Below are 20,069 nucleotides of genomic sequence, written 5' to 3' on the forward strand. Positions count from 1 at the left end.
TCTGCCGATTGCGCAGCGCCCAGGCGGAAAGATTGAAACCCATCGGGACCTACTCCTTGGCCGCCACGTTCACCACGCGGTTGGTACGGTCCACGGGCCGCACCTGCTGTCCTTCCTGCAATACGTGGCCGCCTGCCGCGACCACCCAGTCCGTCGGCGCCACGCCCTCGAGCACCGACACGCTGTCGGTGCCATACGCCCCGAGCCGCACCGGCGCGCGCTCCAGTCGATTATCCTTGGCGACCCGCCAGACATAGGCCTGGCCATTTTCAGCGGTGACCGCCGACAACGGCACCGCCAGCGTCGCGTGCTCGGCCTGGGTGATGAACACCCTGGCGCTCTGGCCCAGTTGCGCGGGCACCGTGTTGGCGGTGAAGGCGATGCGCGCCGCGAAGGTACGGGAACGGGGATCGGCCGCGGGCGACAGTTCGCGGATGTGTCCGGCGAAGCGCTGGTCGGGCTGCGACCACAGCTCGACACTGACCGCCTGCCCCACCGTGAACCGGCCGAACTGCTGTTCGGGCACACCGATCGCCACCTCCCGCTCGCCGTCGGCGGCCAGGGTAAACACCGTCTGGCCCGCCGCGACGACCTGGCCGACCTCGACCAGGCGCTTGGCGATCACCCCGTCACGCGGTGCGCGCAGCACCGCGTATCCCGCCTGGTTGCCGGCCACGTCGGCCTCGGCACGCGCTTGCCTGAGCCGCGCCATGCCGGCCCGGTAGAGGTTTTCGGCGCTGTCGTACTGGGAGTGGCTGACCATCTGCCGGTCCAGCAGTTTCTGGTAGCGGTCGCGTTCGGCGCGCACCAGGCTTAGGTTGGCCTCGGCCGCCGCCAGCTGGGCGCGGTTGGCATCCAGCTGCAACCGGACGTCCTGCGGGTCGAGCTCGGCCAGTGGCTGCTCGGCCTTGACCCGCTGCCCTTCCTCGACCAGGCGCTTGCTGACCTTGCCGGCAATACGGAATGCCAGCTCAGGCTCGAAGCGCGCCCGCACCTCGCCCGGGTAGCTGTCGGCAGCGGCGCTGGCCGGCCGGGGCTGAACCACCAGCGCCGGACGCGGCGCGGCGGGCGGCGCGGCTTGCTCCCCGCAGGCAGCGAGCAACAGCGCAACTACAGTGGGCACGGCAAGGGGCAAGACATGGCGCAACATGGTGAATGACCTTCTGCGAGGGGCATTTCGAATATTTATACTGACCAGTATATTAATCCGGGAAATCGAGTCGCGGAAGTCGGCGGCGGTGAGAAAAAACGTATTTATGAACTGGCGGCCGGTTACAGCGGTCGTCTGCACAACCCGGTAACATGAGCGACCTTATTCAGCACATGCACACCACGATGCCCAAGCACGCACCCATCGGCCCAGGCCGGCCAAAGGACCTGGCCAAGCGCGAGGCCATCCTCGAAGCTGCCAAGGCCCTGTTTCTAAGCCTTGGCTACGCCAACACCAGCATGGATGCGGTCGCCACGGCGGCAGGTGTTTCAAAACTCACCGTCTACAGCCATTTCACCGACAAGCAGACCTTGTTCGAGTCGGCGGTCATGGCGACCTGCCAGGCGCAGTTGCCCGAGATGATCTTCGAGTTGTCGGCGGATGTGCCGGTGGAGCAGGTGCTGCTGACCATCGCCCGCAGTTTCCAGGCGCTGATCAGCAGTGACGAGGCGATCAAGCTGAGCCGGCTGATCATTGCCTTGGGCAACCAGGATCCGGGGTTCGGACAGTATTTCTATGAAGCCGGGCCAAAACGGGTGCTGGGGGAGATGGAAGCCTTGTTGCGCGATGTGGATGCCCGCGGGCTGCTGCGGATCGAGCATCCGGCGCGGGCGGCCGAGCAGTTCCTGTGCCTGGTGAAGGGCGCGCCGGACTATCGCCTGCTGCTGGGGTGCGCCCCGGCGCTGGACGGCGCGCAGGCGGAGGCGCATGTGCGGGAGGTGGTGGGGATGTTCATGCGGGCTTACCGTGCCTGATCATCGCATCGCCTGCCCTTTTAAGCGGAGATTTCACGGCGTATGACCGAGATGGTCGTGCCCGCTTTTGTGGCAACTGTCTTTGTACCCTGCCAGCATCGCATCAGCTTGTGATCCAGCGCCCCGGTGAGGGCTCCGCCCTCATTTCGCGCAGGACTACCGGTTCGCGCGGTCAGGGCAGGGAGCACGGAGAGCGGCCTGGGGGCCCGGCCACCGCGTCAGGGCTTCAAGGCCTTCTTGGGATAGATGTCGTACCGGCTCGACTTGCCTTCCAGGCTATGGCTCGGCTTGGGCCCTTCGATGATCGGCGCCTTGCGGGGGCGCTTCACCACCACCCGGTGAGTCGCCAGCGCCAAGGCCGCTTCGAGCAACGCCGGTGCATCCAGGTCATCGCCCACCAATGGCCGGAACACTCGCATTTCCTTTTTCACCAAGGCGCTCTTCTCGCGATGGGGGAACATCGGATCAAGGTAGATCACCTGGGGCGGCTCACCTTGCCATTGGCGCATGTGCTCGATGGCGTTACCGGTCAGCAGTCGCATGCGCGCCACGATGGCGCCGATTTCCGCGTCGTCGCGGGCACGCATGAGCCCGTCTTCCAACAGCGCGGCAACCAGCGGCTGGCGCTCTATCAGGGTCATCTGGCAGCCGAGGCTGGCCAGCACGAAAGCGTCCTTGCCCAGCCCGGCCGTGCAGTCCAGCACCTGCGGGCGTACCCCCTGGGAAATGCCCACCGCCTTGGCGATCATCTGCCCGTTGCCGCCGCCGAACAGGCGCCGATGCGCCGCCTGGCCTTCGACGAAGTCAACACGCACCGGTCCTGGCGCCTGCGGCCCCAGTTGCTGGACCTGCAAGCCGTCGGTGCCGACCTGCACGGCAAACCCGGCCTCGGCATCCATCAGCGGTAACCCCAGACGCTGCGCCCACGCCTCGGCCTGCGCCTGGAATTCCGGGGCCAGGGCCTCGACCCGAATGCCGCCTACCTGCTCTTGCTCGTCCATCAGTTCACACGCTCAAAAAAATTCAAGAAAGCTCCGGCCTGGGCCGATACATGCAGTATCCGCTATTGTGCCAGAGCCCTACACCCGCGACTGCCATGACTGACACCCTTCCACTCGGCAGTGCCTACCTTTCGCCCGTTGGCGACTACAGTCGGCACAACACCCAGGCACTGGGCGGCGTCAGCCATCTGTGGCAGGACTTCTTCGCCCGGGCCCTGGCCGAGCAGCAAGGCGACGATGGCGAAGCCGCGGTCACCACCGAACAGCACTACGACAAGGTCAGCGGCGAACCTGTCGGTGGCGCGCGAGTGCTGGCCCTGATCAACACCCAGCGCCTCTGCGAAGTGAGTGACACTGTCGTCGCGCCGCCCGAGCCGCTGTTCCTGCCCAAGGCCGAGTTCGAGATGGACCTGCTCGACCCCGCACCCGAACCCTTCAGCGCGACCGAGCTGATCGAGCAACAGCGCGACCTCGACCTGAACACCAGCTGGCTGCGCCCGGTGGTCATGAACCAGGGGCAGGCGCCTGCCGAACCCGGCCCGGGCCCAGCCCCACGTGCGCTGTTCCTGCCAATCGCCGAGCTCGAGACGAGCCTGTTGGAAAACGCCCCGGAGCCTTTCGACGAACCCACGCTCGCCGCCCAGCAATCGGCACTGGACTTCGACAATCACTGGGCCCGCCCCGTGGTCCTGAACAACGTTCGCGCCTACGCCTGACATCAACGGCAGATCTGCCAGCGCCCCATGTCCATGTGGAAGTGATTGTGGTGGGCGGCATTGTAGTCAGGCCCTAATACCGTGCTGAAGCTCTCGCACGCGGCCTTTTGCACATCGCGCAGAAACCGGGCCTTGGCGCCCTGCCCCTGCCAGTCCTTCGACAGCACCACGCGCTGCCCATCGGCCAGGCGAAAGCCGCTGATGTCCAGCGCATTGGCCGTGGCGTGCTGGCTCAGCCGCCCCTGCTTGCGGTGGTAGACGTTGCGGCAGGCGAAGCTGCCCAGGTGCTCGACTTGCGTCACGCGCTGGCCAAAGGCGCGTTGCGCCGCCGGCTGCAGGCCATGCTCCTCGAACAGGGCATAGGCCAATGCCAGCGGGCAGCTGGCGAGAAAGCTGCTCGACAGGCGTGCCTGGCCGGCTTCGATGCGCAGTACGTTGTTCAAGGGGCAACTGGCCGAGGCCGGGCTGTCGGCCTGCTTGCGGTAGCGCACGGATGAGGTCGCCAGCGCCTGCTCGCAGAGCATCGGGTCATCGCGCAGACGAGACAGTTTGTAGGGGGTCAGCAGGTTCGGCGCCTGCTTCACATCAAACGCGGCCCAAGGATTCCAGGCGTCGGGCAGGCGCCAGCCCTGGTACCAGGCCACGCCTGCCGCGAGCAGCAGGATGAGCAGCAGGATCATCGACGGACGCATGGCGCCTCAGCGGCGGAACAGGTCGTTGAGCTCGGCGAACGGCAAGGCCTGCTCACCGTAGCGGAACGTGCCCTGGTCGCGGATTTCCAGGGCCGCACGCTGCAGCGCACCGAAGGCCGCGCGTGCCAGCGAGGAGCCTACGCTGATGCGCCGCACGCCAAGGTCCTGCAACTGGTTCACCGACAGCGGCACCCCGCTCATGCCCATGAGCACGTTGACCGGTTTTGGCGCCACGGCCTGCACCACCGCGCGGATCTCGTCGATGCTGCGCAGCCCCGGCGCGTAGAGCACATCGGCACCCGCCTCGGCGAAGGCTTGCAGGCGCTTGATGGTGTCATCCAGGTCGAGCCGGCCATGCAGCAGGTTCTCGGCGCGCGCGCACAAGGTGAAGGGAAATGGCAGGCTGCGGGCAGCCTCGACGGCGGCCCGGACCCGCTCCACCGCGCGGCCGAAATCATAGACCGGTGCATCGGCCCGCCCGCTGGCGTCTTCGATCGACCCACCCACCAGACCGGCCTGGGCTGCGCGCAGGATGGCCTCGGCGCAGCCTTCGGGCTGGTCGGAGAAACCGTTCTCCAGGTCAGCCGCCACCGGCAACGGCGTGGCATCGACGATACTCTGGGCGTTGGCCAGGGTTTCTTCCAGGCTCATCGCCGCTTCGGCATCCGGGCGGCCCAGGGAAAATGCCAGCCCCGCGCTGGTAGTCGCCAGGGCCTCGAAGCCCAGGCTCGCCAGCAGCCGGGCGGAGCCTGCATCCCAGGGATTGGGAATGACAAAAGCGCCGTCTCGCTCATGCAGGGCCTTGAAGGCTTCGGCTCGCAGGGTTTGCACATCCATGGTCACAACCTCAGGCAGGAGAAAGGAGTCGTCAGAGTAGTCCCAGTTGTTCGACCTCGGGCGCGCGCGGCAATTCCGGCAAAGGTGCAAGCCCGGGCAGGCGCTCCATCAAGCGCCGGTGAAACAGCTGGGCGAGCGCGGCGGCCTGCAGGTTGTCGGCGGTGTGCAGGAAGACATAGGGGCTGCGGCCTTCTTCGACCCATGCCGCGACCTTGTCCAGCCAGGGCACCAGGAACGGCTCGTTGGCCTCCAGCACCGGGTGGCCGATGAAGCGCACCTGTGGATGCTGGCTGAACGCCGCCGGGCGCGGCGGCACATTGGGTTTCTTCGCCTGGGCGTGCAGCACGCCAGGCTCGCGCGAGGTGCAGCTGAACAGGGCGCGCGGATCGAGGCAGATTCGCTCCACGCCACGCTCATGCAACAGGCGGTTAAGCTGGCGCTCCGCCTCGCCCCGCGCAAAGAAGGCGTCGTTGCGCACCTCCACGGCCACGGGCGAGCCCACCTCGTCAAGAAAATGCATCAGTTCGCCGATTCTGGCGGGGCCAAAACCCGCGGGAAGCTGTAGCCAGTAGGGCGCAACGCGCGGGCCGAGCGGTGCCAGCAGCCGCATGAAATCAAAAGCAGCGTCAACACGCTCGCGCAGGTCACCGGCATGGCTGATATCACGAGGGAACTTGGCGGTGAAGCGGAAGTGCGGTGGCATCACCTGAGCCCAGCGCTCTACCGTCGTGACGGCGGGACGGGCATAGAAGGTGGTATTGCCTTCAACGGCATTGAAGACCTGGCTGTAGAGCGCAAGGAAGTCGGCAGGGCGAGCGTCGGCGGGATAGAGGTACTCGCGCCAGGCGTTTTCACTCCACGAGGGGCAACCGAGGTAATAAGGCGCAGGGGATGCGATCATGCATCAAATGTACAGGTCCAGCCCCATCACTTCTATCTCCCAGTCCACGAAACCCGCGGTGCTGAGGTAGCTGGCAAGGGCGGTGGCCGTGCGCCGGTCCTGGGCGCGGGGGTGGATCATGTCTTGCTGGCGGGCCGGCAGGCCACTGGACGGGCGAGCACCCCTGGCCGGTTGGGCCACCTCCGGCTCACCGATCAGTTCCGCGTCTTCCACGCTCTCATCGCGGGCCGGCGCTTTGCGCGGGGCACGTTTGACTGGGTAGGAAGACGAGGAAAAACCGTCGATACGCATGAAAGGGCTACTCGGGATCAATGATAGCAATCTAGCAGCATCAGAGTCCCTTCGCTAATGCCCACGTGATAACTGGACCACAGACCAGACAAAAGGTTTTATAGCGACTGGCGATAGCCGACGAACTGCACTCAACGCGCCTTCGGCGTGGCCACATTGTCACGCAGGTAGACCGGCTGCGCCTGATCGGCAGCAATGGCTTCGCCGCGCGTCCAGGCAAAGCCTGCGAGGCTCAGCAGGTCGAGCGCGTTGGGCAACAGGCTGGCATCGCTGGCGCAGGCCTTCACGGCCAGCCGCTCGGCGTAGCCCCAGCCGGTGCCGGCACCAAACCAGTCACCGCTGCTGCCGGGGGGCAAGGCCACGCGCTCGGGCGCGATCACCGTCTCCTGGCCGCACAGGCGCATTTCGCCCTCAAACGCCTGATAGCAGCCCCAGTACACCTCATCCATGCGCGCATCGATGGCAGCGGCCACCTGCAGCGCGCCGCGCTCACGCAAGGCGCCCTGGGCCAAGGCCGCGAGGTTGGACACCGGCAGCACTGGACGGTCGAGGGCGAAGGCCAGGCCCTGCACCACGCCGATGGCGATGCGCACGCCGGTGAAGGCGCCTGGCCCACGGCCAAAGGCGATGGCGTCGAGCGCGTTCAGGCCGACGCCGGCATCGGCCAGCAGCGCCTGGATCATGGGCAACAGCTTCTGCGCGTGCTGGCGCGGGATCACCTCGTAATGGCTGCTGACGCGCCCCTCGTGCAGCAAGGCAACGGAGCAGGCTTCAGTGGCGGTATCCAGGGCCAGCAAGGTGGTCATCGAAAGCGGTTCCAGGTGTCAGAAAAAGAGCGGCAGTATAAACGACAACGGCCCGCAAGCGGGCCGTCGTGTGCATCAAGGGACGGATCAGCTCAGGGCTGTCAGCACCTTGGCGGTGATGGCTTCGACCGAGCCGACACCTTCGATGTGGCTGTACTTGGGCTTGCCACCATTGGCGTTCGAGAGCTTCTGGTAGAAATCCACCAGCGGCTTGGTCTGATCGTGGTAGACCGACAGGCGATGACGCACGGTTTCTTCGGTGTCGTCCTTGCGCTGCACCAGCTCTTCACCGCTGAGGTCGTCCTTGCCTTCGACCTTCGGCGGGTTGTAGACCACGTGGTAGACGCGGCCCGAGGCCTCGTGCACGCGGCGGCCAGCGATACGCTGGACGATCTCTTCGTCAGCCACGGCGATCTCGACCACGGCATCGAGCTCGACGCCAGCGGCAACCAGGGCTTGCGCCTGCGGGATGGTCCGCGGGAAACCGTCGAACAGGAAACCGTTGACGCAGTCTGGCTGGGCGATACGGTCCTTGACCAGGTTGATGATCAGCTCGTCGGAGACCAGCTTGCCAGCGTCCATGATCGCCTTGGCTTCCAGGCCCAGCGGGGTGCCAGCCTTGACCGCGGCACGCAGCATGTCGCCGGTGGAAACCTGTGGAATACCGAACTTCTCGGTGATGAATTTTGCCTGAGTACCTTTACCGGCCCCGGGAGCTCCCAGCAGAATCACGCGCATCTTGTGCTCCTCAATTTTTTGTAAGCAAATCAGTGGATTCGGCATGCAGGGCCAAGTCCGGAAAAACGGGTATCGACCACAAATGGGTCAAAAGGCTGCTCAAGATACACAGCGCCCGACACCCATACAAGCATCCCCGGGCAGGAACGCCACCCCGCTGGCGGCCCGTTCGCGCAGTGGTTGCAACCGGCGCAACCACCTTGCCAAGCCTGCCTGCCGTGCCGTCCACAGGACCCTCTGCCGACCCTCGGCACAACCCTAGCCGGTGTTGCGCAACCCGGCCGCGATACCTGCCACGGTCACCAACAAGGCCTGCTCCAACGGGCTGTCCAGAGCGGCCTGGCGATCGCGCGAGCGCGCCAGCAGCTCGGCCTGGAGGCGGTGCAGCGGGTCGAGGTAGGTGTTGCGCAGGCGGATGAATTCCAAGGTCTCGGGGCTGTGCGCGAGTAGCACCTGCTGCCCGGTCAGGCCGAGCACCACCTGGCACGACTGCGACAATAGGTCGCGCAATTGTGCACCTAAAGGAAGCAGTGACGGTTGCACCAGACGTTGGTCGTAGGCCTGGGCGATTTCTGCGTCGGCCTTGGCCAGGACCATCTCCAGCATGTCGATGCGCGTACGGAAAAACGGCCACTGCTCGCGCATCTCGGCCAGCAGCGCGCCCTCCCCCCGCGCCAGGGCGTTGGTCAATGCCGTCTCCCAGCCCAGCCACGCGGGCAGCATCAGCCGCGTCTGGGTCCAGCCGAAGATCCACGGAATGGCCCGCAGGCTTTCGATACCGCCGGCGCGGCGCTTGGCCGGCCGGCTGCCCAGTGGCAAGCGGCCCAGTTCCTGCTCAGGCGTGGACTGACGGAAGTAGTCGACAAAATCGGGGTTTTCGCGCACCACCGCCCGATAGGCTTGGACGCCATCGGCGGCCAGCTGGTCCATTACCTCGCGCCAGGCCGGCTGCGGGGGCGGCGGAGGCAGCAGCGTTGCCTCCAGCACCGCGGCCAGGTACAGGTTGAGGTTCTGCTCGGCAATGCCGGGCAACCCGAACTTGAAACGGATCATCTCGCCCTGTTCGGTGGTGCGGAACCGCCCGGCGACCGAGCCCGGGGGCTGCGAAAGAATCGCCGCATGGGCCGGTCCGCCACCGCGGCCCACCGTGCCGCCACGGCCGTGGAACAGCAGCAGCTCGACCTGATGCTCGCGGCAGATGCGTACCAGGGTTTCCTGGGCACGATACTGCGCCCAGGCGGCCGCTGTGGTGCCGGCGTCCTTGGCCGAGTCGGAATAGCCGATCATCACTTCCTGCGGGCCATGCAGGCTGGCGCGGTAGCCCGGCAGCTGCAGCAGGCACTCCATCACCGGCCCGGCGTTGTCCAGGTCGGCCAGGGTCTCGAACAGCGGCACCACGCGCATCGGCCGGGTCAGGCCGGCTTCCTTGAGCAGCAGTTGCACCGCCAGCACGTCCGAGGCGGCGCCGGCCATGGAAATCACATATGAGCCCAGCGAAGCCGCGGGCGCGGCGGCAATCTCGCGGCAGGTCGCCAGTACCTCGGCGGTATCGTCCTCGGGCCTGAAGTGCGCGGGCAGCAAGGGACGACGGTTTTTCAGCTCGTCCTGAAGAAAGCGCATGCGCTGCGTTTCGTCCCAGTCGTCATACCGGCCAAGCCCCAGGTAGTCGGTGATTTCCGACAGTGCGGCGCTGTGCCGGGCGGCATCCTGGCGCACGTCCAGGCGCACCAGGAACAAGCCGAAAGTCACCGCCCGGCGCAGGCAGTCAAGCAGTGGCCCGTCGGCGATCACCCCCATGCCGCATTCATGCAGGGAGTGATAGCAGAGCTGCAGCGGCTCGATCAGCTGGCGGCTGTCCACCAGCACGTCGGCAGTTGCCGGCTGCGGGGCCGCGAGCGACGCATGGGCCCAGCTGCGCGTGGCCCGCAGGCGCTCGCGCAGCTGCTTGAGCAGGCTGCGGTAGGGTTCGGCGCTGTCGCCTACCCGCTCGCGCAGGCCAGCGCTGGCCTGTTGCATGGAGAGCTCGGCGGCCAGGAAGTCGATGTCGCGCAGGAACAGGTCGGCGGCCATCCAGCGCGCCAGCAGCAGCACCTCGCGGGTGACCGCCGCGGTGACGTTAGGGTTGCCGTCGCGATCACCGCCCATCCACGAGGCAAAGCGCACCGGCGCGGCCTCCAGCGGCAGGCGGAGCCCGGTCGCCTCGAACAAGGCCTTGTCGACCTTGCGCAGGTGACTGGGGACGGCCTGCCACAGCGAATGCTCGATCACGGCGAAGCCCCACTTGGCCTCGTCCACCGGCGTTGGCCGGGTGCGGCGGATTTCTTCGGTGTGCCAGGCCTCGGCGATCAACCGGCGCAGACGCTCGCGCACCTGCTCGCGCTCGGCCGGCGCCAGGTCGCGGTGGTCCTGGGCGGCCAGTTGCGCGGCAATCGCGTCGTACTTCTGGATCAGGGTACGGCGGGCCACTTCGGTGGGGTGGGCGGTCAGCACCAGCTGAATGTCCAGCTTGCCCAGTTGCCGGGCCAGGGCATCGTCGCTGTGCCCGGCCTGCCTGAGACGGGCCAGCAGTTCGGGCAGCACGCGCGTCTCGAAAGGCTCGGGCTGGCCGGCGTCGCGGCGGCGGATCAGCTGGTACTGCTCGGCGATATTGGCAAGGTTCAGAAACTGGTTGAAAGCCCGGGCGACAGGCAGCAGGTCCTCGTCGGCCAGGTCATCCAGCGCCGAGCTCAGCTGCTCGGCGCCCCCGCGTCGATCAGCCTTGGCGCTGTGGCGAATGTCCTCGATCTTGCCGAGAAAATCATCGCCGTACTGCTGGCGAATGGTCTCGCCCAGCAGCTCCCCCAACAGATGCACATCCTCACGCAAGCGCAGATCAATATCGGTCATCGGGCCTTCTCTCCAGCGCGGCCTGCCGCGCACCAGCTCAGGAAACAGCACTGACGACAGAGTGCCGCCTGCCGCGCCGGCTTTCAAGACAGGCGCTCTCGGTAAAACGTCTGCCAGACCGCGTGGTCAACCGCACACATCACGCCATTCACGAGAGGTCACCATGAAGATTCGAGAGCTGGCAGAGCACTGGGAACAGAACGCCAAGGGCAACCTGAGTCCCACCGGCCACGTGCTGCGCCTGGACCTGGAAGCCGAAGCGCGCCTGGCCGCGCTGACCGAGATGTACCCCAAGCGCCAGACCGAGGAACTGCTCGGCGAACTGGTGGCCGCCGCGCTTGAGGAGCTGGAGGCGAGTTTCCCCTATATCCAGGGCCAGCAGGTGATCGCCACCGACGAGGAAGGCGATCCGCTGTACGAGGATATTGGCGCCACGCCGCGCTTCCTGGCGCTGTCGCGACGGTACTTGCATGACCTGAGCCAGACCCGCGAAACGGACGACAAGTAATCCCCGGGGGCGGCGCCGGGCGCTGACCATTCAGTCAGATAAAAATCTGAATACATCGCCTATTTTTGTGAACTATTGCAAAAACGTTCGAGTCCGAGCCAATAAGCCATCACGGTAGAACCCTGCAATTACGGGCATGCCGCGCTTTGAGGCGAGGCGCTCGAAACCGTCAGGGAAGCGATGGACTGCTACGGACATCGTCGTTTATCAGGAGTGATCCAATGGAGTTGACCACCATGAAGACCCGCACCGACAAATCGTCACTCACTCACCTGCGCACCTTCAAGCTGGCAGCCTTGGCGCTGGGCAGCAGCCTGGTGCTGGCAGGTTGTGCTGGCAATCCGCCCACCGAGCAGTACGCCGTGACCCAGTCGGCGGTCAATTCTGCGGTCAGTGCCGGCGGCACCGAGTTCGCGGCCGTTGAAATGAAGGCGGCCCAGGACAAGTTCAAGAAAGCCGAAATCGCCATGCACGACAAGAAGTATGACGAAGCCAAACTGCTGGCCGAACAGGCCGAGTGGGACGCCCGCGTCGCCGAGCGCAAGGCGCAGGCCGCCAAGGCTGACAAGGCCGTTCAGGACGCCCGCCAAGGCGTAGAGGACCTGCGTGAGGAAGGCATGCGCAGCGCTGAATAAGCCTGCCCACCCGACCCATGCATTCGTTATCGATCAAAGGATGAACCACTATGCGTAAACACGTCATGATCCCCGCCCTGCTGGCCCTGAGCGTTGGCCTGGCCGCTTGCTCGCACCAGCCGAACCCGAACCTTGAGTCGGCCCGCACCAACTTCTCCGCCCTGCAGAGCGACCCGCAGGCGAGCAAAGTCGCGGCCCTTGAGACCAAGGATGCCCAGGACTGGCTGAACAAGGCCGACAAGGCCTACCTGGACCGCGACGATGAGAAGAAGGTCGACCAACTGTCCTACCTGACCAACCAGCGCATCGAAGTGGCCAAGCAGACCATCGCCCTGCGCGGCTCCGAAGCCAATCTGAAGAACGCCGCCGCCCAGCGTGCCCAGGCCCGCCTGGACGCCCGCGACGCGCAGATCAAGAAGCTTCAGGAAAGCATGAACGCCAAGCAGACCGACCGCGGCACCCTGGTGACCTTCGGTGACGTGCTGTTCGACTTCAACAAGGCCGACCTGAAAAGCAGCGCCCTGCCGAACATCACCACCCTGGCCACCTTCCTGCAGGAAAACCCTGACCGCAAGGTGATCGTCGAGGGCTACGCCGACTCCGTGGGTTCGGCGAGCTACAACCAGAGCCTGTCCGAGCGCCGCGCCGAATCGGTCCGCCGTTCGCTGCTGCGTGCCGGTGTCGACCCAGCACGCGTGGTTGCCCAGGGCTACGGCAAGGAATACCCGGTTGCCGACAACTCCAGCAACTCGGGCCGTGCGCAGAACCGTCGAGTGGAAGTGACCATTTCCAACGACAACCAGCCGGTCGCACCGCGCTCGGTCAGCCAGCGCTGATCACCCGTCCAGCTGCTGAACAAGACCCCGCCCTTCGGCGGGGTTTTTTCATTTCTCCTGCCGCGGGGTGTCCTGCCCCATGCAACGCACGGCTTGCTTCTTGCGGTCGACCAGCACACCGCTCAGGCCCTTCTGCTGGGTGTCGAACAGCACCAGCACACCATCGATGCATTGAGCGACTTGCGGCGCGGGGCTGAGGGCGACTTTGTAGTCTTCGCCGGGAAGTGTCTTGAGCATGGTGAAATCCGACAGCAGCAGGGCATCCTCGGGCTTGGCGAAGTGCAGGTAGCCGTAGTACCAGAGAGAACCCACAGTCACGATGATGCTGCCCACGCCGGTCAGGATCAGCGGGATGGCGTTGCGTTCTTCACTCATTGCCTGTTTTTCTCGTCAGGGTAGTTGGGCACTTCGCCCAGGCGCCGCAAGCCATTGAAATGGGTGGGGTCGTCGAGGAATCGCAACATCACCTGGCGCCAGGTCGGGTCGGCGAAGGTCTGCACATGCCCGCCGCGGGTCAGCTGCAGCACGCGCGGGGGTGGCGCATGCTGGTACAGGCGGATGCCACTGGCCATGGGCACCAGCGCGTCGTCGATGCTGTGGAAAAACAGCTTGGGCGGGCTGTCGAGGCGTTCGACCGAGCGGATCGCGCTGTCGCCGTCGGGCACCAGCCAGGACAGCGGTACCTGCAGGGGCCAGGTGAACCAGGTATTACCCAGGGCGAAACGGCCGATCTCACGGTAACTGGCCGGCACGCCATCGAACACCAGTGCCTTGAAGCGTTGGCGCTGCTCCGGATGCGCCGCCAGGTAGTGGATACCCATGGCCCCGCCAAGGCTCTGTCCCAGCAGCACCAGCGGCTTGCCCCGCGCCTCGGGCGCCTGCGCCAGCCAGTCCAGCGCCGCGCCGACGTCCTGGTAGACCGCCGGCAGGCTCGGCTTGCCTTCGGACAGCCCATAGCCGCGGTAGTCGAGCATCAGCACCTGATAGCCCTGCTCCGGCAGCCAGTAGCTGCCGCCAAGGTGCCAGGCCAGGTTGCCGCCATTGCCATGCAGGTGCAGCACCGTGCCCTTGACCTCCACCCCAGGCTTGGCCGGCAGCCACCAGGCGTGCAGGCGCGTGCCATCGGCCGCGGTCAGGGTCAGCTCGCGAAAGGCAAGTTTCGCCCGCTCCGGGGTGAACGGCTGGCCGGGCTCGGGGTAGAACAGCAGGCTGCTGCAGCCGCCCAGGCCGAGCAGCAGGCACCCCAGCGCCAGGCCCTTGCAGCCGTCAGAGAATGTTCGCGTAGTCGGCTTCAATGCGATCCAGGCTCAGGTGGTTGAGGAAGTTGGAGAAGCACATCCAGGCCGACAGCGCGTTCAGGTCACGGAACTGCTCGGGCAAGTACTTGGGCGCCTCCACCAGGCCTTCGTCGACCAGCTGGCGCAGGGTGCGCATGTCTTCCAGGGTGGTCTTGCCGCAGAACAGCAACGGGATCTGCTCGAGCTTGCCCTTCTTCACGGCCAACTGGATGTAGTTGTAGACCATGATGAAGCCCTTGAGGTAGGACAGGTCCTTGGTGAACGGCAGGCCGTTGGGCACCGAGCCGCGGAACACCCGGCTGGCGTTGCCGTAGCTTTCGCCCATCTCGAAGCCCTGGCCGCGGAAGAATTCGTACACCTGCATGAAGTCCGCGCCCTCCTCCACCATGTGGATGGCCCGGGTCCGGTTGGTCAGTTTGCGCAGGCGGCTGGGATAAGAGGCAAAGGCGATGACTTCCATGAGGATCGCCAGGCCTTCCTGGGTCACTGTCGAGGAGGGTGGACCCTTGGACAGGAAGGTGCAGATCGGCTGGTTGAGGCCGTTGAGGGTGGTCCCCACGTGCACCAGGCCTTCATGGACTTCCAGCGCGCGCACGTCGCGGCTGTTGAACATGGCGTCGGCGCGGATCTTGATGTAGTCGGCGCCTGCCGCGGCATCGGCGACGATACCGTCGGACTCGAACACGCGGATGGTTTCCTCGGCTTCGCCGAACACCTTGTTCAGGCGGCGCTGGAGGATATCGACCGCTTCCTTGGCCGAGAGGCTCTTGGGTTCGTCCTTGAGGTCACCGCGGCCATCGATGTTGTTCAGGTAGTCCGAGAGCATCAGTCCCAGGTCCGCCAGGGTCGGGTCGCCGGCATGGAAAGCGTCGGACGCGGCGCCGTACAGTTCTTGCGAGATAAGCCCGAAGTCCTCGGTGCCGCGCGCCTCGAGCATGCGCACGACCATCCGGTACTCCTTGCACATGCGCCGCATGATCTGCCCGACCGGGTTGAACTGGCCGAGCTGGCGGGTGATGTCACGCTCGATGCCCTGGAACTCGGATTTCACCGCGCCCGAGTCGAACGACAAGGGCCGCGCCTGGTAATAGGCCCGGTCCACGGCGGGTGGCTCCTTGCCCTTGGCCTTGAGGAAACCCTGGCGGATGCTGTCGTCCCACTTCACCGCGTCGAGCACGCGAATGGGCGTCTGCGCGACGACAATCCGGTCGGATAACGCGCGTATCGTCTGCTGGTACTCGTCCACACACACTCCTGAATTCGGATCGCTTACTTGCCGGCCCGCTGGAAACGCGCCACTTCGATGAACAGGTCCGAATTGGCCGGATCGTCCAGGTAGGCCAGCACCCGCGCCGGGGTACTGTCGATCAGCACGCCCTCGCCATTGTCTTCGGGTACCTCGGTGCTGCGGCCGGTGAGCTCTTTCTTCTCCACCGCCTGGCGAACCTGCTCGGCGTCGAGGTTGTAGAGCACCAGCTCCTTGCCATCGACCACGTCGAAGCCGCCGATCAGGAAGTTGCCGCCCAGGCGCTTGGGCACGCCGGCCGAGAGGTACCAGCGGTTGCCATGCCTGGACACGCTGAACACGTATTCCTCGGCCTTGTTGTCCTTGCCCCGGGTGACCGCCTTGTAGGCGTTGCCGCCCAGACGGCTGATGCTCAGGCGCAGCGGCTCGCCCCAGGCGTCCTTGCTGCTCCACTGGCCCAGCAGGGCCTTGGGCGCCGCCTGGTTGCTCGGCAGCGGTTCGTTGAAGGTCACCAGACAACCGCCCAGTAGCAGGAACGACAGGCTCATCAGCACACGCCAGGCTTTCATCGAGGTCTCCTTGAACGATCGGTCGCGGGTCACACCGCCGCCAGCACCAGGTGCAGGTAGCGGGTAAGGATAGCGAGCATCTGCCCATCGGCTTGCGCATTGGCGTCTTTGAGCAGTCCCTGATATTCCATCTGCTCGATAATCGCCGTCAACACCAGCGCGTCCTGCTCGGGTTCGCGCGAGCCTACCACCTGCAGCATCTGCCGCGCGCCGTGCAGCAGGATCTGCTCGTGGGCGCGCACCAGTTCGGCCAGGCGCGGACATAGCAGGGCCTCCTGGCGAAAGCCCTGCTCGGCCATCAGGAAGTCGCGACGGTTGGTCAGCTGGCGGGTGATGTAGTCGGCGGTCATGCGCGCCACCTCATCGGCCAGGCGGGCGCGCCATTGGGGGCTGCCATCGCCTTGGGAGAGCAGCTGGCGCAGCACCACCTCGGTGTTGGCCCACAGCTTGGCCATGTACGCCGCGCTGCGCTCGACGTACTGGGCGAAGGTGTCGGTGAGCAGGTCTTCGATGTCCTTGAAGTAGTAGGTGGTGGCCGACAGCGGCACGCCAGCCTCGGCGGCGACGGCGCGGTGGCGCACGCCGCGCACGCCATCGCGCACGACAATGCGCATGGCGGCGTCGAGGATCTGCTGGCGCCGCTGTTCGCTGCCCCGGCGGCTGGTCTTGCGGCCTTGGTATTGCACGTTTTCGGCGACTGCGCTGGCGATGCCGGCGGCGCCTTGGTGGGCGATTGCGGGGGTCATGGGGACCTCGTCAAGATCTGACACTTGCAGTGCCGGTGCGGACCCAAGAAAAAGCCGCCTGAAAAGGCGGCTTGTTCAGACTGCTCAGGCCTGCGGGCGCATGTGCGGGAACAGGATCACATCGCGAATCGACGGCGAGTTGGTCAGCAGCATCACCAGGCGGTCGATACCGATGCCTTCACCCGCGGTCGGCGGCATGCCGTATTCAAGCGCACGCACGAAGTCGGCGTCGAAGTGCATGGCTTCGTCGTCACCGGCGTCCTTCTCGGCCACCTGGGCGAGGAAGCGCTCGGCCTGGTCTTCGGCATCGTTGAGCTCGGAGTAGGCGTTGGCGATCTCGCGGCCACCGATGAACAGCTCGAAGCGATCGGTGACGTTGGGGTTGTGGTCGTTGCGGCGCGCCAGCGGCGACACTTCGAATGGATACTCGGTGATGAAATGCGGCTGCTCCAGCTTGTGCTCGACCAGCTCTTCGAAAATCATCACCTGCAGCTTGCCCAGGCCTTCGTGGCCCAGCACCTTGGCGCCGGCCTTTTTGGCGATGTCGCGCGCCTTGTCGACGTCCTGCAGGTCGGCGGCGGTCAGCTCGGGGTTGTACTTGAGGATCGAGTCGAACACCGACAGGCGCACGAACGGCTCGCCGAAGTGGAAGACCTTGTCGCCGTACGGCACGTCGGTGCTGCCCAGAACCAGCTGCGCCAGCTCGCGGAACAGCTCTTCGGTGAGGTCCATGTTGTCTTCGTAGTCGGCGTAGGCCTGGTAGAACTCGAGCATGGTGAACTCGGGATTGTGCCGGGTCGAGACGCCTTCGTTACGGAAGTTGCGGTTGATCTCGAAGACCTTCTCGAAACCACCGACCACCAGGCGCTTGAGGTACAGCTCCGGGGCGATCCGCAGGAACATGGCCATGTCCAGCGCGTTGTGGTGGGTTTCGAACGGCTTGGCCGCGGCGCCGCCGGGGATGGTCTGCAGCATCGGCGTCTCGACTTCGAGGAAGTCGCGCTGGGCCAGGAAGCTGCGGATGTGCGAGATCACCTGGGAGCGCACACGGAAGGTGTGGCGGGTGTCCTCGTTGACCATCAGGTCGACGTAGCGCTGGCGGTAGCGCTGCTCGGTGTCGGTCAGGCCGTGGTGCTTGTCCGGCAGCGGGCGCAGCGACTTGGTCAGCAGGCGCACGGTGGTCATCTCGACGTACAGGTCGCCCTTGCCCGAACGGGCCAGGGTACCTTCGGCCGCGATGATGTCGCCCATGTCCCAGGTCTTGACCGCGGCCAGGGTTTCCTCGGGCAGGGTCTTGCGGTTGACATAGACCTGGATGCGCCCGGTCATGTCCTGGATCACCATGAACGAGCCACGGTTGAGCATGATGCGGCCGGCAACCTTGACCGGGATCGCTGCAGCTTCCAGTTCTTCCTTGGTCTTGTCCACGTACTGCTTCTGCAGGTCATCGCAGTAGCTGTCGCGGCGGAAGTCATTGGGGAAGGCCTGGCCCTTGGCGCGCTCGGCGGCAAGCTTGTCCTTGCGCAGGGCGATCAGGGCGTTTTCTTCCTGTTGCAGGTCTTGCGGGTCGAGTTTGAGGTCGCTCATGTCGTCACATCTTCCATCAGGGATTCATTGCCCTCGCTCGAGGGCGAGGGTCTTGCAGGGGCTTGAAGCGTTACAGCCCCTGTTTGAGGCTGGCTTCGAGGTACTCGTCGAGGTCGCCGTCGAGCACCTTGTCGCAGTCGCTGCGCTCGATGCCGGTACGCAGGTCCTTGATCCGCGACGCGTCGAGCACGTACGAGCGGATCTGGTGACCCCAGCCGATGTCCGACTTGCTGTCTTCCAGCGCCTGGGAGGCGGCGTTGCGTTTCTGCATTTCCTGCTCGTACAACTTGGCCCGCAGCATTTTCATGGCGGTGTCCTTGTTGGCGTGCTGGGAACGTTCGTTCTGGCAGCTGACCACGGTGTTGCTCGGCACGTGGGTGATCCGCACCGCCGAGTCGGTGGTGTTGACGTGCTGGCCACCGGCACCGGAGGAGCGGTAGGTGTCGATGCGCAGGTCCGACGGGTTGATCTCGATCTCGACCTTGTCATCGATCTCGGGCGAGACGAACACCGCCGAGAACGAGGTGTGGCGGCGGTTGCCGGAGTCGAACGGGCTCTTGCGCACCAGGCGGTGCACGCCGATCTCGGTGCGCAGCCAGCCGAAGGCGTACTCGCCCTTGATGTGCAAGGTAGCGCCCTTGATGCCGGCGACCTCGCCCTCGGACAGTTCCATGATCGTGGTGTCGAAGCCACGCTTGTCGGCCCAGCGCAGGTACATGCGCAGCAGGATGTTGGCCCAGTCCTGCGCCTCGGTGCCGCCGGAGCCGGCCTGGATGTCCAGGTAGGCGTTGTTCATGTCCATCTCGCCGCTGAACATGCGGCGGAACTCGAGCTGGGCCAGGGAGGCCTCGAGGCTCTCCAGCTCGCTGACCACATCGCCCACGGCGCTTTCGTCGTCTTCCTCGACGGCCATGTCGAGCAGGTCGCGGCAATCGGCCAGGCCACCGGACAGCTTGTCCAGGGTCTCGACGATCTGCGCCAGCATGGCGCGCTCGCGGCCCAGCTCCTGGGCGTATTCAGGTTTGTTCCAGACGTTCGGGTCTTCGAGCTCGCGGTTGACTTCGATCAGGCGATCATGCCGTTGATCGTAGTCAAAGATACCCCCGAATAGACTCGGAACGCTCGGTCAGGTCCTTGATGGTGTTCAGGATCGGATTGATTTCCATGGGCGGGCAGCTCTCGTGCGGGATTCGGTGAAAAGCCGACGAGTATAACTGAGTTGTGGCGTCAAGCGCCAAGCCACAAGCGACAGGAGGGCCCGGCGCTCGCCCGCGCCGGCAGGCGTGCCGCTCGCGCCTGCGCTCAGGCGATCCCGACCTGGTTGCGCCCCTGGTTCTTGGCCATGTACAGCCCTTTGTCCGCCGCCGAGATCAATTGCCGGCACTGGGTGCCGATCGCCGGGGTCTGCGTCGCCAGCCCGATGCTCACCGTGAGCCTGGAGTCGGCCGCAGGCGCCGTGTGCGCGATGTTCAAGGCGAGCACCGTCTGGCGCAGCTTCTCGGCAATCAGCCGCGCGCCGCCCGGCGAGGTGCTGGGCAAGACCAGCGCGAACTCTTCACCGCCATAGCGCGCCGGCAGATCGGTGGGCCGCGAGCAGGAACTGCGGATGCCTTCGGCGACACGGCGCAACGCCTCGTCCCCGGCCAGGTGGCCGAAGGCGTCGTTGTACGACTTGAAGTAGTCGACGTCGATCATCAGCAGCGACAGCTGGGTCTGCTCGCGCATGGCCCTGCGCCACTCAAGCTCCAGGTACTCGTCGAAGTGGCGGCGGTTGGACAGTCCCGTCAGGCCGTCGGAGTTCATCAGGCGCT

At 65.5% G+C, this 20,069-nt stretch carries 22 protein-coding genes; 5 read left to right on the forward strand and 17 right to left on the reverse strand.

The window, feature by feature from the left end:
- Window positions 1–49: 49 nt before the first annotated feature.
- The gene (locus VJS90_RS20470; protein WP_324123454.1) at window positions 50–1,150 is read right to left on the reverse strand and encodes an efflux RND transporter periplasmic adaptor subunit; all 1,101 of its coding nucleotides are present in this window, start codon (window positions 1,148–1,150) and stop codon (window positions 50–52) included.
- Between the two features lie 173 nt (window positions 1,151–1,323).
- On the opposite strand from VJS90_RS20470, the gene VJS90_RS20475 reads away from it, so the two are divergent.
- The gene (locus VJS90_RS20475; protein ID WP_324123473.1) at window positions 1,324–1,965 is read left to right on the forward strand and encodes a TetR/AcrR family transcriptional regulator; all 642 of its coding nucleotides are present in this window, start codon (window positions 1,324–1,326) and stop codon (window positions 1,963–1,965) included.
- A 218-nt stretch (window positions 1,966–2,183) separates the two neighbouring features.
- Here the strand turns inward: VJS90_RS20475 and VJS90_RS20480 are convergent, their stop codons facing one another.
- Window positions 2,184–2,966: a class I SAM-dependent methyltransferase gene (locus VJS90_RS20480; RefSeq protein WP_324123455.1), complete on the reverse strand. Its 783-nt coding sequence runs from the start codon at window positions 2,964–2,966 to the stop codon at window positions 2,184–2,186.
- A gap of 95 nt (window positions 2,967–3,061) precedes the next feature.
- On the opposite strand from VJS90_RS20480, the gene VJS90_RS20485 reads away from it, so the two are divergent.
- A complete protein-coding gene (locus VJS90_RS20485; RefSeq protein ID WP_324123456.1) occupies window positions 3,062–3,682 on the forward strand; it encodes an energy transducer TonB in 621 nt (206 codons plus the stop codon).
- A gap of 2 nt (window positions 3,683–3,684) precedes the next feature.
- Here the strand turns inward: VJS90_RS20485 and VJS90_RS20490 are convergent, their stop codons facing one another.
- The 7 genes from VJS90_RS20490 to ppc all read right to left on the reverse strand — a co-directional run bounded on the left by VJS90_RS20490 (window position 3,685) and on the right by ppc (window position 10,833).
- Window positions 3,685–4,374: an extensin family protein gene (locus VJS90_RS20490; protein WP_324123457.1), complete on the reverse strand. Its 690-nt coding sequence runs from the start codon at window positions 4,372–4,374 to the stop codon at window positions 3,685–3,687.
- Between the two features lie 6 nt (window positions 4,375–4,380).
- The gene (locus VJS90_RS20495; RefSeq protein ID WP_324123458.1) at window positions 4,381–5,211 is read right to left on the reverse strand and encodes an isocitrate lyase/phosphoenolpyruvate mutase family protein; all 831 of its coding nucleotides are present in this window, start codon (window positions 5,209–5,211) and stop codon (window positions 4,381–4,383) included.
- 31 nt (window positions 5,212–5,242) lie between these two features.
- Window positions 5,243–6,112 (reverse strand): DUF72 domain-containing protein, encoded by an 870-nt coding sequence (locus VJS90_RS20500; protein WP_324123459.1) that lies wholly within the window; start codon window positions 6,110–6,112, stop codon window positions 5,243–5,245.
- A 3-nt stretch (window positions 6,113–6,115) separates the two neighbouring features.
- The gene (locus VJS90_RS20505; protein WP_324123460.1) at window positions 6,116–6,403 is read right to left on the reverse strand and encodes a hypothetical protein; all 288 of its coding nucleotides are present in this window, start codon (window positions 6,401–6,403) and stop codon (window positions 6,116–6,118) included.
- Between the two features lie 131 nt (window positions 6,404–6,534).
- The gene (tsaB, locus tag VJS90_RS20510) at window positions 6,535–7,209 is read right to left on the reverse strand and encodes a tRNA (adenosine(37)-N6)-threonylcarbamoyltransferase complex dimerization subunit type 1 TsaB (RefSeq protein ID WP_324123461.1); all 675 of its coding nucleotides are present in this window, start codon (window positions 7,207–7,209) and stop codon (window positions 6,535–6,537) included.
- An 87-nt stretch (window positions 7,210–7,296) separates the two neighbouring features.
- The gene (adk, locus tag VJS90_RS20515; RefSeq protein ID WP_324123462.1) at window positions 7,297–7,947 is read right to left on the reverse strand and encodes an adenylate kinase; all 651 of its coding nucleotides are present in this window, start codon (window positions 7,945–7,947) and stop codon (window positions 7,297–7,299) included.
- Window positions 7,948–8,205: 258 nt separating this feature from the next.
- Window positions 8,206–10,833: a phosphoenolpyruvate carboxylase gene (gene ppc, locus VJS90_RS20520; RefSeq protein WP_324123463.1), complete on the reverse strand. Its 2,628-nt coding sequence runs from the start codon at window positions 10,831–10,833 to the stop codon at window positions 8,206–8,208.
- 163 nt (window positions 10,834–10,996) lie between these two features.
- On the opposite strand from ppc, the gene VJS90_RS20525 reads away from it, so the two are divergent.
- From VJS90_RS20525 to VJS90_RS20535, 3 genes are all read left to right on the forward strand, one after another.
- The gene (locus VJS90_RS20525) at window positions 10,997–11,341 is read left to right on the forward strand and encodes a pilin assembly protein (protein ID WP_324123464.1); all 345 of its coding nucleotides are present in this window, start codon (window positions 10,997–10,999) and stop codon (window positions 11,339–11,341) included.
- A 221-nt stretch (window positions 11,342–11,562) separates the two neighbouring features.
- Entirely contained in the window at window positions 11,563–11,976 is a 414-nt protein-coding gene (locus tag VJS90_RS20530) for a DUF4398 domain-containing protein (protein WP_414704962.1), read from the forward strand.
- Window positions 11,977–12,026: 50 nt separating this feature from the next.
- The gene (locus VJS90_RS20535; protein WP_324123465.1) at window positions 12,027–12,812 is read left to right on the forward strand and encodes an OmpA family protein; all 786 of its coding nucleotides are present in this window, start codon (window positions 12,027–12,029) and stop codon (window positions 12,810–12,812) included.
- 48 nt (window positions 12,813–12,860) lie between these two features.
- On the opposite strand, the gene VJS90_RS20540 is transcribed toward VJS90_RS20535, so the two are convergent.
- The 8 genes from VJS90_RS20540 to VJS90_RS20575 all read right to left on the reverse strand — a co-directional run.
- Window positions 12,861–13,187: a hypothetical protein gene (locus VJS90_RS20540; protein ID WP_324123466.1), complete on the reverse strand. Its 327-nt coding sequence runs from the start codon at window positions 13,185–13,187 to the stop codon at window positions 12,861–12,863.
- Window positions 13,184–14,107, reverse strand: a complete 924-nt coding sequence (locus VJS90_RS20545; RefSeq protein ID WP_324123467.1) for an alpha/beta hydrolase — start codon at window positions 14,105–14,107, stop codon at window positions 13,184–13,186. The genes VJS90_RS20540 and VJS90_RS20545 overlap by 4 nt, the downstream gene beginning before the upstream one ends.
- A complete protein-coding gene (locus VJS90_RS20550) occupies window positions 14,079–15,356 on the reverse strand; it encodes a flavohemoglobin expression-modulating QEGLA motif protein (protein ID WP_324123468.1) in 1,278 nt (425 codons plus the stop codon). The genes VJS90_RS20545 and VJS90_RS20550 overlap by 29 nt, the downstream gene beginning before the upstream one ends.
- A 23-nt stretch (window positions 15,357–15,379) precedes the next feature.
- Complete coding sequence (locus VJS90_RS20555) at window positions 15,380–15,925, reverse strand: hypothetical protein (protein WP_324123469.1); 546 nt, start codon at window positions 15,923–15,925, stop codon at window positions 15,380–15,382.
- Between the two features lie 29 nt (window positions 15,926–15,954).
- Window positions 15,955–16,671 (reverse strand): TetR/AcrR family transcriptional regulator, encoded by a 717-nt coding sequence (locus tag VJS90_RS20560; RefSeq protein WP_414704963.1) that lies wholly within the window; start codon window positions 16,669–16,671, stop codon window positions 15,955–15,957.
- A gap of 84 nt (window positions 16,672–16,755) precedes the next feature.
- The gene (gene lysS, locus VJS90_RS20565; protein WP_324123470.1) at window positions 16,756–18,258 is read right to left on the reverse strand and encodes a lysine--tRNA ligase; all 1,503 of its coding nucleotides are present in this window, start codon (window positions 18,256–18,258) and stop codon (window positions 16,756–16,758) included.
- 70 nt (window positions 18,259–18,328) lie between these two features.
- A protein-coding gene (prfB, locus tag VJS90_RS20570) for a peptide chain release factor 2 (protein ID WP_324123471.1) occupies window positions 18,329–19,424 on the reverse strand; the annotation gives its coding sequence in 2 pieces (ribosomal slippage) (window positions 18,329–19,351 and window positions 19,353–19,424; 1,095 coding nt in all).
- Between the two features lie 136 nt (window positions 19,425–19,560).
- Window positions 19,561–20,069: GGDEF domain-containing protein (locus VJS90_RS20575; RefSeq protein WP_324123472.1), on the reverse strand; the 509-nt coding region annotated here is incomplete at its 5' end.

Source organism: Pseudomonas sp., assembly GCF_035277045.1.
GTDB lineage: Bacteria > Pseudomonadota > Gammaproteobacteria > Pseudomonadales > Pseudomonadaceae > Aquipseudomonas.

Coding starts and splice junctions, on each gene's coding strand:
- VJS90_RS20470 (WP_324123454.1), bottom strand. CDS start 1,150: ATGTTGCGCCATGTCTTGCCCCTTGCCGTGCCCACTGTAGTTGCGCTG.
- VJS90_RS20475 (WP_324123473.1), top strand. CDS start 1,324: ATGCACACCACGATGCCCAAGCACGCACCCATCGGCCCAGGCCGGCCA.
- VJS90_RS20495 (WP_324123458.1), bottom strand. CDS start 5,211: ATGGATGTGCAAACCCTGCGAGCCGAAGCCTTCAAGGCCCTGCATGAG.
- VJS90_RS20490 (WP_324123457.1), bottom strand. CDS start 4,374: ATGCGTCCGTCGATGATCCTGCTGCTCATCCTGCTGCTCGCGGCAGGC.
- VJS90_RS20485 (WP_324123456.1), top strand. CDS start 3,062: ATGACTGACACCCTTCCACTCGGCAGTGCCTACCTTTCGCCCGTTGGC.
- ppc (WP_324123463.1), bottom strand. CDS start 10,833: ATGACCGATATTGATCTGCGCTTGCGTGAGGATGTGCATCTGTTGGGG.
- VJS90_RS20535 (WP_324123465.1), top strand. CDS start 12,027: ATGCGTAAACACGTCATGATCCCCGCCCTGCTGGCCCTGAGCGTTGGC.
- tsaB (WP_324123461.1), bottom strand. CDS start 7,209: ATGACCACCTTGCTGGCCCTGGATACCGCCACTGAAGCCTGCTCCGTT.
- lysS (WP_324123470.1), bottom strand. CDS start 18,258: ATGAGCGACCTCAAACTCGACCCGCAAGACCTGCAACAGGAAGAAAAC.
- VJS90_RS20500 (WP_324123459.1), bottom strand. CDS start 6,112: ATGATCGCATCCCCTGCGCCTTATTACCTCGGTTGCCCCTCGTGGAGT.
- VJS90_RS20480 (WP_324123455.1), bottom strand. CDS start 2,966: ATGGACGAGCAAGAGCAGGTAGGCGGCATTCGGGTCGAGGCCCTGGCC.
- VJS90_RS20560 (WP_414704963.1), bottom strand. CDS start 16,671: ATGACCCCCGCAATCGCCCACCAAGGCGCCGCCGGCATCGCCAGCGCA.
- VJS90_RS20530 (WP_414704962.1), top strand. CDS start 11,563: ATGGAGTTGACCACCATGAAGACCCGCACCGACAAATCGTCACTCACT.
- VJS90_RS20505 (WP_324123460.1), bottom strand. CDS start 6,403: ATGCGTATCGACGGTTTTTCCTCGTCTTCCTACCCAGTCAAACGTGCC.
- VJS90_RS20555 (WP_324123469.1), bottom strand. CDS start 15,925: ATGAAAGCCTGGCGTGTGCTGATGAGCCTGTCGTTCCTGCTACTGGGC.
- adk (WP_324123462.1), bottom strand. CDS start 7,947: ATGCGCGTGATTCTGCTGGGAGCTCCCGGGGCCGGTAAAGGTACTCAG.
- VJS90_RS20540 (WP_324123466.1), bottom strand. CDS start 13,187: ATGAGTGAAGAACGCAACGCCATCCCGCTGATCCTGACCGGCGTGGGC.
- VJS90_RS20525 (WP_324123464.1), top strand. CDS start 10,997: ATGAAGATTCGAGAGCTGGCAGAGCACTGGGAACAGAACGCCAAGGGC.